Origin of the sequence: Brevibacterium gallinarum, from assembly GCF_014836885.1 — a bacterium.
Classification (GTDB): domain Bacteria; phylum Actinomycetota; class Actinomycetes; order Actinomycetales; family Brevibacteriaceae; genus Brevibacterium; species Brevibacterium gallinarum.
The window spans coordinates 110,163-124,483 of sequence record NZ_JACSPY010000004.1 but is presented as its reverse complement, the minus strand read 5'-3'; the positions used below and the strand labels follow the sequence as shown (position 1 = coordinate 124,483).

General features: G+C 68.8%; 11 protein-coding genes and 1 tRNA gene. All 12 read left to right on the top strand.

Annotated elements, in window-relative coordinates:
* Positions 1–24: 24 nt before the first annotated feature.
* The 12 genes from H9634_RS06075 to prfA all read left to right on the top strand — a co-directional run bounded on the left by H9634_RS06075 (position 25) and on the right by prfA (position 14,319).
* Positions 25–186: a hypothetical protein gene (locus H9634_RS06075; RefSeq protein ID WP_191725818.1), complete on the top strand. Its 162-nt coding sequence runs from the start codon at positions 25–27 to the stop codon at positions 184–186.
* Positions 186–1,541, top strand: coding sequence for a hemolysin family protein (locus H9634_RS06070; RefSeq protein ID WP_191725817.1), 1,356 nt, complete (start codon positions 186–188; stop codon positions 1,539–1,541). Before H9634_RS06075 ends, H9634_RS06070 begins: the two co-directional genes overlap by 1 nt.
* Entirely contained in the window at positions 1,538–2,599 is a 1,062-nt protein-coding gene (locus H9634_RS06065) for a hemolysin family protein (protein ID WP_191725816.1), read from the top strand. Before H9634_RS06070 ends, H9634_RS06065 begins: the two co-directional genes overlap by 4 nt.
* A 400-nt stretch (positions 2,600–2,999) precedes the next feature.
* Positions 3,000–3,926 carry a M15 family metallopeptidase gene (locus tag H9634_RS06060; RefSeq protein WP_191725815.1) on the top strand — a complete coding sequence of 309 codons (927 nt, stop codon included), beginning with the start codon at positions 3,000–3,002 and terminating at the stop codon, positions 3,924–3,926.
* Between the two features lie 114 nt (positions 3,927–4,040).
* A tRNA-Arg gene (locus H9634_RS06055) sits at positions 4,041–4,113 on the top strand.
* A 154-nt stretch (positions 4,114–4,267) separates the two neighbouring features.
* Positions 4,268–5,965, top strand: a complete 1,698-nt coding sequence (gene argS, locus H9634_RS06050; RefSeq protein ID WP_191725814.1) for an arginine--tRNA ligase — start codon at positions 4,268–4,270, stop codon at positions 5,963–5,965.
* Positions 5,965–7,461, top strand: a complete 1,497-nt coding sequence (gene lysA, locus H9634_RS06045; RefSeq protein WP_191725813.1) for a diaminopimelate decarboxylase — start codon at positions 5,965–5,967, stop codon at positions 7,459–7,461. Before argS ends, lysA begins: the two co-directional genes overlap by 1 nt.
* Positions 7,458–8,768: a homoserine dehydrogenase gene (locus H9634_RS06040; RefSeq protein ID WP_191725812.1), complete on the top strand. Its 1,311-nt coding sequence runs from the start codon at positions 7,458–7,460 to the stop codon at positions 8,766–8,768. The genes lysA and H9634_RS06040 overlap by 4 nt, the downstream gene beginning before the upstream one ends.
* A gap of 42 nt (positions 8,769–8,810) precedes the next feature.
* Positions 8,811–9,899 carry a threonine synthase gene (gene thrC / locus H9634_RS06035; RefSeq protein WP_191725811.1) on the top strand — a complete coding sequence of 363 codons (1,089 nt, stop codon included), beginning with the start codon at positions 8,811–8,813 and terminating at the stop codon, positions 9,897–9,899.
* Positions 9,899–10,867: a homoserine kinase gene (gene thrB, locus H9634_RS06030; protein ID WP_191725810.1), complete on the top strand. Its 969-nt coding sequence runs from the start codon at positions 9,899–9,901 to the stop codon at positions 10,865–10,867. Before thrC ends, thrB begins: the two co-directional genes overlap by 1 nt.
* 270 nt (positions 10,868–11,137) lie before the next feature.
* Positions 11,138–13,204 (top strand): transcription termination factor Rho, encoded by a 2,067-nt coding sequence (gene rho, locus H9634_RS06025; protein ID WP_191725809.1) that lies wholly within the window; start codon positions 11,138–11,140, stop codon positions 13,202–13,204.
* A 17-nt stretch (positions 13,205–13,221) separates the two neighbouring features.
* Complete coding sequence (gene prfA / locus H9634_RS06020) at positions 13,222–14,319, top strand: peptide chain release factor 1 (RefSeq protein ID WP_404801673.1); 1,098 nt, start codon at positions 13,222–13,224, stop codon at positions 14,317–14,319.
* Positions 14,320–14,321 lie beyond the last annotated feature (2 nt).

Sequence of the window (14,321 nt, the reverse complement as noted above, 5' to 3'; positions counted from 1 at the left end):
CCTCGGGCACGGTAAGCTTCTCGCATGACCAGTGACAGTCCCAGCCGGCGTGAAGCCGGCAGCCCCGATAAACCCCGAATACCCGGCATCAGCCCCGCCGCGCGCGACGCGGCCCTGCTGATGCGAAGCTCCACCCGGCGCGTGCGCGCCGATCACGGTCACCTGGCGGCAGGGGACAGCCGCTGATGGAATGGCTCCTCCTCGCCCTCGCCCTGCTGCTCATCCTCGGCACCGGCGTGTTCGTCGCAGCCGAGTTCTCCCTCCTCACCCTTGACAAGCACACCGTCGACGAGGCCGTCGCCCGCGGCGAACCGGGATCGAAATACCTGCGCAAGGGCATCACACATCTCTCGACACAGCTGTCTGCAGCCCAGGTCGGCATCACGATCACAACGCTGCTGACCGGTTATCTCATGGAGCCATCGCTCGGTGCGCTGCTGCGCGGGCCCCTGCATGCCCTCGGGCTGCCCGAGGGCGCCTCCGGCAGTGTCTCCCTGACGATCGCGCTGCTCATCTCGACCCTGCTGTCGATGGTCGTCGGTGAGCTCGTGCCGAAGAACATGGCGATCTCTTCGCCGCTCAAGACCGGCAAGATCTTCGTGCCGCTGCAGTACTTCTTCTCCATCGCCTTCCGCCCGATCATCGCAGTCCTCAACGGCACGGCGAACAAGGCGCTGCTGGCGATGGGCATCGAACCGCAGGAGGAGGGCTCCGCCGGCCGCTCGGCCGATGAGCTCACGGCACTCGTGCGGCACTCGGCCCAGGAGGGCACGATGAATGAGCAGACCGCCGATCTGCTCACCCGCACGCTCAGCTTCTCCGAACGCACCGCCGAAGACGTCATGACCCCGCGCACCCGGATGGTCACCGTCAAACGCGAGACGACGGCTGCTGAGATCGTCGAACTCGCCCGCTCGACCGGGTTCTCCCGGTTCCCCGTCACCGGCGAGTCCCGCGACGAGATCGAAGGGGTTGTGCACATCAAGCAGGCCGTGGCCGTACCGCTGGCCAACCGCGCCGATGCCTACGCCGCCGGCCTCATGACCGAGGTCGCCGAGTTCCCCGAGACCCTCGCCCTCGACCCGCTGCTCATGGAGCTGCGCTCGCGCGGCACCCAGATGGCCGTCGTCGTCGACGAATACGGCGGCACCGCTGGTGTCGTGACCTTGGAAGACGTCGTCGAGGAACTCGTCGGCGAGGTCGTCGACGAACACGACCGGCTCTCGGTGACCGTCCGGCCGGCCCGCGACGGCTCGTGGATCATCCCCGGCCGGCTGCGCCCCGACGAGGTCGCCGGCATCATCGGCGTCGAGATCCCCGAAGACCCCGACTACGAAACGGTGGCAGGCTTCGTGCTCATGGAGCTCGGCCGGATCCCCGACGTCGGCGACACCGTCCGCATCGAAGACGCCACCCTCACCGTCGAGCGCCTGCACGGCCGGCGCATCGAACGCCTGCGGCTGCGCCCGGACTACACCACCGTCGAGTGGGATGAGAGCTCCTGGCCGGTCGGAGACTCGAGCGCAGGAGGTCAGTCATGAGCGATTGGCTGGGCCTCGTGTGGCTCGTCGTCCTGCTGCTGGGCAACGCCTTCTTCGTGGCCGCAGAGTTCGGCATCGTCTCGGCCAAGCGCTCGCAGATCGAGCCGAAGGCCGAAGAGGGATCCAAGGCAGCGAAGACCACGCTGTTCGCCATGGAGCACGTCTCACTCATGCTCGCGATCTGCCAGCTGGGCATCACCGTGTGCTCGCTGCTGCTGGGCAACGTCGCAGAACCTGCGATCCACCACCTGCTCGTCGGCCCGATGAGCTTCCTCGGCGTGCCCGAGGCGCTGTCCGGGCTCATCGCCTTCATCATCGCGCTGTCGGTGGTGACGTACCTGCACGTCGTCGTCGGCGAGATGATCCCGAAGAACATCGCGCTCGCCGTCTCCCAGCAGGCGGCCATGCTGCTCGCCCCACCGCTGGTGGTGCTGGCCCGCATCTTCGGCTTCGTCATCCGCCCGATGAACGCGTTCGCCAACCGGATCCTCAAGCTCATGGGGATCGAACCGCGCGACGACGTCAACGCCGCCTACACAATCGAGGAAGTGCAGTCGATCGTCGCCGAGTCCCAGCGCGAAGGACTGCTGAGCGATGACACCGGGCTGCTCAAGGGCGCCCTGGAGTTCTCCGACAAGACCATCGGCGACGTCATGGTGCCGATGGACCGGGTCGTCACCGTGGCCGAGGAAGTCACGCCTGCGCATATCGAGCAGCTGGTCGCCCGCACCGGCTTCTCGCGCTACATCATCCTCGACAGCAACGGGGAGTCCAGCGGCTACATCCACGTCAAGGATGTGCTCTACGCCGACACGGAGGACGACTACGCCTCCGAGATCCCCGACAAGCGCTTCCGCTCACTGGTGACGCTGCGTGGGGCCGACGAGATCGAGGACTCCCTCGATTCGATGCAGCAGGCAGGACACCACGTCGGCCGGGTGCTCGATGAGAACCACCGCACCGTCGGCATCCTGTTCCTCGAAGACGTCATCGAGGAACTCGTCGGCGAGGTGCACGATGTCATGCAGCGCGCACCGCGGGCGCGCAGGACCGACTGAGCCCAGCGGCGCCTGCGCCGGAATCGCAGTGATATAACGGTGGAGGCGCCGATCGCGGACGTATGGCCCGAGCGTGGCCGAGATGACGGACAACACAACAGTTCTGTTACATAGCGACACGCGTGGCGATGCGCCGACGAAAGAATTTCCGACGCACATGCGCCTGATATGAGACCGTATGTGCGCATGAGCGCTGCTATCGCGCGGATCCCCCGCGCTGATGACGTGCGGATGGCGAGCGATATGACAACTCGTAACATTGTCGTTATAGTGCTGTGACATGTGGCCGATCGCCGTGACACAACGGCTGCGGCACCGGTGCGACAGCACCACGACAGACTTTGCAGTAGAGACAGTTGGGAGATGAGTAGTGGCACAGGAGCCGACACAATCGGTCGCCATGACTCGCCGCGAACGCCGGGAGCAGGAGAACGCGAACCGCACACGACGTGCACCCTTCCGCATCCCAGGCACCCACCGGAACCGCACCACCAGCACCACCGACAGCGCCGTGGCCTCGCCTGCCTCCCGCACGCGCAAGGTCGGAGCCGGCGCCGTGTCCTACCGCGGATCCGATGGCTCGCTCGTGCGCACCTACAAGCGCCGCCGCCTGGCAACCGTCTCGGCCATGGCCTCGGTCTCCGTCGCCGGCAGCGCGATCGCCGCCATGTTGCTCATCGGCAACACCTCCACGCAGGACCAGGTCGCAGCCGGCAGCACCCTCGACGCCGCCGCCACGAACGTCGTCGGAGCCGAATCGGTGCAGACGAACGTCACCTCCGCCGGCAACGAGTCCGGCACCCAGAACTACGCCGGCGGCGTGCCGAGCGCCAAGAAGGACCGCGACGCCGAGGCCGCCTCGCGCTCCGTCACCCGCACCGTGCTGCCCGGATGCTCCGGAGAAGCACCCGCCGGTGACTACAGCAACGGCCAGGTCCCCGATGACTACCTGTGCGATGTCGGCATCGGCAAGCACAAGCTGCGCGCCGACGCCGCTGTCGCCTTCGCTGAGATGAACGCCGCGTTCAAGGCCGAGACCGGCAAGGACATGGCCATCACCGACTCGTACCGCACACTCGAATCCCAGGTCTCGGTCGCCGGCCGCAAGCCCGGCCTGGCCGCCCGCCCCGGCACCTCGATGCACGGATGGGGTGTGGCCCTCGACTTCGGCGGCGGTGCCGCCAGCGCCTCGGGCGAGCAGTACAACTGGCTCGTCAAGCATGGCAAGGAATACGGCTGGGAGAACCCCGCCTGGGCGAAGACCTCGAAGTACGAGCCGTGGCACTGGGAGTACGTCCCGGCGCGCGACAAGATCAAGGGTCAGTGACCCACTGACTCACGGCCGCAGCGCTGACAGGCAGCGCCGCGGCACCGTGGCTCGGCTCACCAGCGGCCGGTGCGCGTGACAGCGCACAGGAGTGCTAGTATTGTCGAGTTGCCAGCCCGCGTAGCTCAGCGGATAGAGCGTCTGCCTCCGGAGCAGAAGGTCGTAGGTTCGAATCCTGTCGCGGGCGCGACATCAGGCCCGTCACCTGGAAATCCAGGTGACGGGCCTGCTTCGTCCCAGCCGCCGGTCAGCCGCCGGCCGGACGTGTCGGCCCGCTCACACCGATACCGAATAGCGGGCCTCAAGTCGCTTAGCCACGGGCAAGGTAATACGCTAAGCACGTGACTCCCGAACAGCTCAAAGAAGCCATCCGCTCTGCCATCGGCCAGCTGAACATGCAGCACGGCTACGCCATCGAAGCACCCGCCCGGCTCGTCGTCGAGCGACCGAAGAACCGCGCCCACGGCGACTGGTCTTCGAACGTGGCACTGCAGACGGCGAAGAAGGCCGGGCTCAATCCGCGGGACCTCGCCACCGAGATCGCCGCGGTGCTGGCCGCTGATGAGGGCATCGACGACGCCGAGGTGGCCGGACCGGGATTCATCAACATCACCCTGGCCGCCGGTGCCGCCGGCGCGCTGGCCGCCGACATCATCGCCGCCGGAGACGACTACGGCCGCACGAAGACCCTGGCCGGGCACATCATCAACATGGAGTTCGTCTCCGCCAACCCGACTGGCCCGCTGCACCTCGGCCACACCCGCTGGGCCGCCCTCGGCGATGCGATCGCCCGCGTGCTCGCCGCCGCCGGGGCGAACGTCACCGCCGAGTACTACATCAACGATGCCGGCGCGCAGATGGACGTCTTCGCCGACTCCGTCGTCGCCCGCCTGCTCGGCCGCGAGGTGCCTGCCGGCGGCTACCCCGGCGAATACGTCACCGAGATCGCCCAGACGATCACCACCTCGGACCCGGAGCTGGCCGCCGAGGTCAAAGCCACCGCGCAGGTGCCCGAATCGGATGCCGACGATCCGGCACCGGCCGTCATCCCCGATGATGTGCGCGCCCGCCTGCGCGAACGCGCCTATGAGCTGCAGATGGCCGACATCCGCGACACCCTCGCCGACTTCGACGTCAGCTTCGACGTATGGTTCTCCGAAGCCGGCCTGCACAGCTCCAACGCCGTCACCACCGCTGTCGGCCGGCTGCGCGAACAGGGCCACGTCTACGACCACGACGGCGCCGTGTGGCTGCGCACCACTGAGTTCGGCGACGACAAGGACCGGGTGCTCATCCGCGCTGACGGCAACCCGACCTACTTCGCCGCCGATGCCGCCTACTACCTGGATAAGAAGGACCGCGGCTTCATCGAGAAGATCTACCTCCTCGGCGCCGACCACCACGGCTACATCGGCCGGCTCAAGGCGATCGCGGCAGCTGCCGGCGATGACCCGGAGAAGAACATCGAGGTGCTCATCGGCCAGCTCATCAAGGTCAACGGCGCCAAGCTGTCCAAGCGCGCCGGCAACATCATCGAGCTGCGCGACATCATCGACTGGCTCGGCCGCGACGCCGTGCGCTACTCGCTGGCCCGCCAGCCGGCCGACTCGCCGCTGACCCTCGATCCCGAGGTGCTGCGCAGCGCCAGCAACGACAACCCGGTCTACTACGTCCAGTACGCCCACGCCCGCGCCCACTCCGTGGCCCGCAACGCCGCAGCCGCCGGCATCACCACTGATGCTTTCGACGCCTCCACCCTGACCGACGCGACCGAGGCGACGCTGCTGGCCGCCCTGGCCGACTTCCCGCGCGTGGTCGCCCAGGCTGCCGAGCTGCGCGAACCGCACCGGGTCGCCCGCTACCTCGAAAGCCTCGCCGGCAGCTTCCACAAGTGGTACGACAGCTGCCGCGTCACCCCGCGCGCCGGTGAGGACATCGAGGCGGTGCACTCCTCGCGCCTCGTCCTCGATCTCGCGACCGCCACCGTGCTGCGCAACGGCCTGCGGCTGCTCGGCGTCAGCGCCCCGGAGCGGATGTAATGCCCGCCCATATCGCCGGCATCCTGCATGCCACCCCGCCGCCGGTGTGGCTGCCGTACCCCGATGACGTCAACGCGCTCATGCCCTCGCTGTGGTCGCGCAGCGTCGACAAGACCGCCGACGGCGAGCTCACCATCGCCGGCCTCCGCGTCACCGAGCTCGCCGAGACCTACGGCTCACCGCTGTACGTCCTCGACGTCGCCGACCTCAAGCACCGGGCAGCCGATTTCGTCACCGCCTTCTCCGCGGCGTTCAGCGCGATCGGCACCGAGGCGAAGGCCTACTACGCCGGCAAGTCCTTCCTGTGCACCGCCGTCGCCGAATGGGTCGCAGGCGAAGGCATGGGCATCGACACCTGCACCCTCGGCGAGCTCATGGTCGCCCACCGTGCCGGTGTCGACCCGCGCACTGTCGGGCTGCACGGCAACAACAAATCCGATGAGGAGATCGCCTTCGCCCTCGACTGGGGGATCGGCCGCATCGTCATCGACTCCTTCGACGAGATCCCGCGGGTCGCCGCCGCCGCTCGCGCCCGAGGTGTGCGCGCCCCGGTCATGCTGCGGGTCACCGTCGGCGTCGAAGCCCACACCCACGACTTCATCGCCACCGCACACGAGGACCAGAAGTTCGGCCTGTCCCTGCACAGCGGCGACGCCTTCGACGCCGCCGGGCGGATCGCCGCCAGCGAGGACCTCGACTTCCTCGGCCTGCACAGCCACATCGGCTCGCAGATCTTCGAATCCTCCGGCTTCGACATCGCCGCCACCCGCATCATCGAGCTGCGTGCCCGCATCCTGACCGAACTCGGCGTCGATCTGCCCGAGGTCGACCTGGGCGGCGGCTTCGGCATCCGCTACACCTCGCAGGACACCCCGCTGACCTTCACCGAGATGGCCGGCCGGCTCGCCTCCGTCGTCGCCTCGGCCTGTGAGGCCACCGGCTCGACGCTGCCGGTGGTGTCCTTCGAACCGGGCCGGGCGATCTCCGGTCCGTCGATCTTCACCCTCTACACCGTCGGCAGCACGAAGGTCGTCGAGACCGGGTCGGGGGAGCGGCTCTACGTCGCCGTCGACGGGGGCATGAGCGACAATATCCGCACTGCCCTCTACGACGCCGACTACTCGTGCACGCTGGCCAACCGCGACTCAGCCAGCGAACCGGCAGTCGTGCGTGTGGTCGGCAAGCACTGCGAGAGCGGTGACATCATCGTCCGCGACGAATACCTGCCCAACGACGTCACCCGCGGTGACCTCATCGCGGTGCCGGACACCGGCGCCTACTGCCGGTCGCTGTCCTCGAACTACAACCACGTCCCGCGCCCAGGCGTGCTCGCCGTCGACGGTGAGCGGCTCGGCTGGGTCATCCGGCCCGAAACCCATGCCGACGTCCTCGCCTGGGACACCGGCTTCAGCTCTACGGCCGCTGCCACAGACGGCCGGGCACCCGAAACCACTGACGAGCCCGCGCCCCACGAAAGAAGGAGCACCACACGATGAAACCCCTCAAGGTCGCCATGCTCGGCTGCGGTGTCGTCGGCACCGAAGTCGCCGCCCGGATCCTCGGCAACGCCGCCGACCTCGAAGCCCGCGTCGGCGTACCGCTGGAGATCTCGGCTGTCGCCGTGCGCGATGCCGGCAAGGAGCGTCCCGGCATCCCGTCCGAGCTGCTCACCACCGACACCGCTGCCGCCATCGACGGAGCCGACATCGTCGTCGAGCTCATGGGCGGGCACGAACCGGCCCGCGAACTCATCCTCACCGCCCTGCGCTCCGGCGCCTCGGTGGTGACCGCGAACAAGGCGCTGCTGGCCAGCGACTACGCCGAGCTGCTCGCCGCGGCAGAAGACGCCGGCGTCCGCCTCGAGCACGAGGCCGCCGTCGCCGGGGCGATCCCGATCATCCGCCCGGTCGTCAACTCCCTGGCCGGTGACCGCATCACCCGCGTGCTCGGCATCGTCAACGGCACGACGAACTACATCCTCGACCAGATGGAGAAGGAGGGCTGGGACTTCGACCACGCCCTGGCCACTGCCCAGGAGCTCGGCTACGCCGAGGCCGACCCGACCGCCGACATCGGCGGCCACGACGCTGCCGCCAAGGCCGCGATCCTCGCCTCGCTGGCCTTCCACACCCGCGTGAGCATCGACGACGTCCATGTCGAGGGCATCACCGGCGTCACCGCCGACATGGTCGAGACCGCCTCCGCCCAGGGCTTCACCATCAAGCTGCTCGCGATCTGCGAAACGCTTGAGGACTCACCGGCCGGCCCCGGCGTCTCCGCCCGCGTCTATCCGGCGCTGCTGCCCAAGGACCACGCCCTGGCTAGTGTCGGCGGGGCATTCAACGCCGTCTTCGTCGAAGCCGAAGCCGCTGGTTCGCTCATGTTCTATGGCCAGGGGGCAGGCGGAGCGCCGACTGCCTCGGCGGTGCTCGGCGACATCGTCTCGACCGCCCGCCGCAAGGTCCTCGGCGGCACCGGCCAGGCCCGCCGCTCGGTCGGCAGCCGGCTGCCGGTGCTGCCGATCTCAGCGATCCGCACCCGCTACCAGATCACCTTCGACGTCTTCGACCGCCCCGGCGTGCTCGCGCAGATCTCGCAGGTCTTCGCCGAAGAGGGCACCTCGATCGAGCTGATGCAGCAGACCCAGCTCGAACCCACCGACGACGACGCCCCGCAGCGCGCCAAGCTCGTCATCGCCACCCACTCGGGCACCGATGCCGCGCTGGCCAAGACGGTCGAGCGCGCCGTCGCCCTCGACGCCGTCAACGAACTCAAGTCCGTGCTGCGCATCGAAGGCCACTGAGCCGAGCTCACCGGCACACCACCATCCCGTGAAGGAGACCCCATGACCGCTGCCCACCGCCACCAGTGGCAGGGCGTCATCGAGGAGTACCGCGACTTCCTCGACATCGCCGCCGACTCCCGCGCCGTCACCCTCGGCGAGGGCGGCACCCCGCTCATCCACGCCGAGCAGCTCTCCGAGCGCACCGGCGCCGAGGTGTGGGTCAAGTACGAGGGCATGAACCCGACCGGGTCGTTCAAGGACCGCGGGATGACGATGGCGATCTCGAAGGCCCTCGCCTACGGCGCCAAGGCTGTCATCTGCGCTTCGACCGGCAACACCTCGGCGTCGGCGGCCGCCTATGCGACGAAGGCCGGGCTGACATGTGCGGTGCTCGTGCCGGCCGGCAAGATCGCGGTGGGCAAGATGAGCCAGGCGGTCGCCCACGGTGCCGAGCTGCTCGAGGTCGACGGCAACTTCGACGACTGCCTGACCCTGTGCCGCAAGCTCTCGGAGGCCTACCCGGTCCACCTCGTCAACTCGGTCAACCCCGACCGGATCGAAGGGCAGAAGACCGCCTCCTTCGAGATCGTCGACGCACTCGGCGACGCCCCGGACATCCACGTGCTGCCCGTCGGCAACGCCGGCAACATCACCGCCTACTGGAAGGGCTACCGCGAATACGCGGCAGCCGGCCTGGCGACCGGAACTCCGCGCATGTGGGGCTTCCAGGCCGCCGGTGCCGCCCCGCTCGTCAAGGGCCATCCGGTCGATGACCCGGAGACCGTCGCGACCGCCATCCGGATCGGCAACCCCGCCTCGTGGGATCAGGCGATCGCCGCTCGCGACGAATCCGGCGGCGTCATCAAGGCCGTCACCGATGAGGAGATCCTCGCCGCCCACCGGCTGCTGTCCTCGACCGAGGGCATCTTCGTCGAACCCGGCTCGGCCGCCTCGATCGCAGGACTTCTGCAGCAGGCTGAGGCCGGTGAGATCCCGGCCGGTGCGCGCATCGTGTGCACCGTCACCGGACACGGCCTCAAGGACCCGCAGTGGGCGCTGCACACCGCTGACGGCTCCAACCTCACCCCCACCCGGGTGCCGGTCGACGCGGTCTCCGCCGCCCGCGAGCTCGGACTCGAGGACGCGTGATGACGAGCACCGCACCGGTCACCCCGCAGGCCGTCGCCGAGGTCGAGGTCACCGTGCCGGCCACCTCGGCCAACCTCGGGGCCGGCTATGACAGCTTCGGCATCGCCCTTGACATCCGCGACACCGTCCGCGCCCGGCTGCACGACGGGCCGGTCGACCCCAGCGACTGCGTGCGCATCACCGGTGAGGGTGCCAACGAGGTGCCGACCGGGCAGGATCACCTCATCCTGCGGGTCATGCGCGAGGTGCTCGCCGCCCGCGGCGTCGGGACCGCCGACCGGATCAGCCTGGAGTGCGAGAACGTCATCGCCCACTCCCGCGGGATGGGGTCCTCGGCCGCAGCCGTCGTCGCCGGCATTGCGATCGCTGATGCGGCCAGCGCCTTCGCCGGGCTGCCGGCACCCTCACCGGAGGAGAAGCTTGCGTGGGCCACGCACTTCGAAGGCCACCCCGACAACGCCGCCCCGGCGATCTTCGGCGGGGTCACCGTCTCCTACTCCGACAGCCACGGGCAGGCCCGCTCGGTCTCTGTGCCCGTCGCCGAGGACGTCTCAGCCGTGCTCATCGTCCCCGACGAACGACTCGACACCTCGGTGGCGCGCTCCCTGCTGCCCGAGACCGTCCCGCACGCCGATGCCGCTGCCAATGCGGCGATCGCCGGCCTGTTCGTCTATGCGATCGGCCATGACCCTGGGCTGCTGTTCGACGCCACCGTCGACCGGCTGCACCAGAACTACCGCCGCCCGGCGATGACCGCAGCGCTCGAGCGCGTCGACGCGCTGCGGGCTGCCGGCCTGGCCGCCGTCGTCTCCGGGGCCGGCCCGACCGTGCTCGTGCTCGGATCCGATGATGACCTCGCCGCCCAGGTCGGTGCGGTGCTCACCGGCGATGCCGCCCGCATCGTCCCGGCTGCCATCGCCGAAACCGGTGTCGAGGTCATGACGACCGACTGCCGGCTGCGCGCCTGACCTGTCTGCAGACCCAGCCGAACGTCCGGGACCGGGCTGCGCCGCCTCGGCGACGGCGACAGGCCGGGTGGGAATTCGCGCAACGGGCGTCATCGCGCTAGGCTAGAGGCGTTCCCCAGCATTCTTCGCTTTACCGGCACCTCCATGTGATCGTGCCCCGCGACTCGGGTGGGAACGCTCTTCGTACCGCGCCGTCTATGGCGTCCGAGGTACTTCATTTTGTGAATGCACGCAATCGTGCGTGTGGTCCGTCGCTGCAGCTCTGTGTTCATGCAGCTGCAGCCGAACGAGGGAGAAGGAACCTTCGTGTCAGAAAGCAATCTCACTGCTCTGCGTCTGCCCCAGCTTCAGGAAATGGCCGCGGGTCTCAACATCAAGGGATACCGTCGCCTGCGCAAGGGGGATCTCATCGCCGCTATCGAGAGCAGGACGTCGAGCTCGGCAGCTGCCAGCTCGGCACCCGCTGCCGCAGCTCCGGCTGCGCAGGAGCAGCCTGCGGCCGCGTCCGCACCCCAGTCAGATCAGCAGCAGGACGCTGCTGCCCAGGCGGCACCTGCCCGCCAGTCCCAGCCCGAACAGCCTGCCCAGCAGCAGGGTGACAAGCCCGGCCGCGACGAGCAGGCCGACGCGCAGCAGCGCGGCGGCCAGCGCCGCGACGCGCAGCGGGACCAGGGCGAGTCGGCCGACGCCGAGTCCTCCCAGGACGACGAGGGCGGCTCGCGCCGTCGCGGCGGACGCCGTGACCGCGGGGACCGCCAGAACCGCGGGGACAACCGCGGTGAGCGTCAGGAGCGCGGCGACCGAGGCGACGGTGGCGACCGCCAGAACCGCGGTGACCAGGACGGACGCGGCGACCGCAGCCGCGACGACAACCGTGGCGACCGCAACGACCGCCAGGATCGCGGCGATCGCCAGGGCCGCCAGGATCGCAATGATCGCGGCGACAACCGCGGCGACCGTCAGGACCGCGGCGATCGGAGTGATCGTGGACACGGTGGCGACAACCGCGGCAACGACAACCGCGGCAACGACAACCGCGGCAACGACAACCGCGGTGGACGCGACGACAATCGCGGCAACCGCGACGACAGCAACCGGCGCGGCAACCGCGGTCGCAACCGCGACCGCAAGCGCCGCGGACGGGGAGACGGCGACGACCAGGATCTGCGTCCCGGTGACGTGCTCATCCCGGTCGGCGGCATCCTCGATGTCCACGACAACTACGCCTTCCTGCGCACCTCGGGCTACCTGCCCGGCCAGAACGACGTCTACGTCTCCGCTGGCATGGTCAAGAAGAACGGACTGCGCAAGGGTGACGCCGTCGTCGGTGCGATCAAGCAGCCGCGCGAGGGCGATCAGCGCTCCAAGCGCCGTGAGAAGTTCGATGCGCTCGTCCGCCTCGACTCGGTCAACGGCCTGAGCATCGAGGACGCCAAGCGCCGCGTCGACTTCTCCAAGCTCACCCCGCTGTACCCGCAGGACCGCCTGCGCTTGGAGACGACCTCGAAGCTCATCTCCACCCGCGTCATCGACCTCGTCTCGCCGATCGGCAAGGGCCAGCGCGGTCTCATCGTCGCCCCGCCGAAGGCCGGCAAGACGACGGTCATGCAGCAGATCGCCAACGCCATCGCCGAGAACAACCCTGAGGTCCACCTCATGGTCGTCCTCGTTGACGAGCGTCCTGAGGAAGTCACCGACATGCAGCGTGCGGTCAAGGGCGAGGTCATCGCCTCGACCTTCGACCGCCCGGCCGATGACCACACGACGATCGCCGAACTCGCCATCGAACGCGCCAAGCGCCTCGTCGAGATGGGCCAGGACGTCGTCGTGCTGCTCGACAACATCACCCGTCTCGGCCGTGCCTACAACCTCGCACAGCCGGCCTCGGGCCGGATCCTCTCCGGCGGTGTCGACGCCAATGCCCTCTACCCGCCGAAGAAGTTCTTCGGCGCCGCCCGCAACATCGAAGGCGGCGGCTCGCTCACCATCCTCGCCACCGCTCTCGTTGAGACCGGCTCGAAGATGGACGAAGTGATCTTCGAGGAGTTCAAGGGCACCGGCAACATGGAGCTGCGTCTGAGCCGCCACCTGGCCGACAAGCGCATCTTCCCGGCTGTCGACGTCAACTCCTCAGGCACCCGCCGCGAAGAGAACCTCATGAGCCCCGAAGAGCGCAAGGTCATGTGGAAGCTGCGCCGCGTGCTCTCCGGCCTCGAACAGCAGCAGGCACTCGAACTGCTCATCTCGAAGATGAAGGAGACCGGCTCGAACGCCGAGTTCCTGTTCCAGGTGCAGAAGACCACGCCGCTGCCGAAGTCGGCGGCCGACGACAACTGACCGGCTGGCCCGCCTGCATGAGTGAGACCGCCGACACGGCAGCCGATATCGACTCGCTGCGCCAGATGGTGCACATGCTCCGCGACGAGCATGCCCGCATCGAGCAGGAGCTGGCCGATCCCGAGGTGCACGCCAACCCGGGCACGGCGCGCCGGCTGACCCGCCGGTATGCCGAGCTCGAAAAGGTCGTGTCCTGCTGGGGCGATCTCATCGCCGCCCAGGACGACCTGGAGGCCTGCCGCGAACTCGCCGACGACGATCCCGGCTTCGCCCAGGAGATCCCCGCGCTCGAAGAGCAGCGCGGGCAGCTCCTGGGCGTGCTGCGGGATCTGCTCGTGCCCCGCGACCCGGATGACGACCGCGATGCGCTCGTCGAGATCAAAGCAGGGGAGGGCGGCGAGGAGTCGGCACTCTTCGCCTCCGACCTGCTGCGGATGTACCAGCGGTGGGCCGATCGGCGCGGTTGGTCGACCGAGGTCATCGACACCACACCCTCGGACCTCGGCGGCTGCAAGGACGTCACGCTGGCCGTCAAGGCCAAGGACGAAGGCGCCTACGGGTGGCTGAAGTTCGAAGGCGGCGTCCACCGCGTCCAGCGTGTGCCGGTGACCGAATCGCAGGGTCGCATCCACACCTCGGCTGCCGGTGTCATCGTCTTCCCCGACGTCGACGAGCCCGACGAGGTCCAGATCAACGACGCCGATCTGCGCGTCGACGTCTACCGCTCATCAGGCCCCGGCGGGCAGTCGGTCAACACGACCGACTCGGCGGTGCGCATCACCCACGTGCCCACCGGCATCGTCGCCAGCTGCCAGAACGAGAAGTCCCAGCTGCAGAACAAGGCCGCCGCCCTGCGCATTCTGCGCGCCCGGCTGCTGGCCGCCCAGGCCGCCGAAGCAGCGGCCGAAGCCGATGACCGGCGCCGCTCGCAGGTGCGCACCGTCGACCGGTCTGAGCGGATCCGCACCTACAACTTCCCGGAGAACCGGATCGCCGACCACCGCACCGGCTACAAGGCCCACAACCTCGACCAGGTGCTCGCCGGCGACCTCGATGCCGTCGTCGAATCCTGCCGCGCACTCGACCGCGCCCAGCGTCTCGAGGAGGCGCAGTAAGC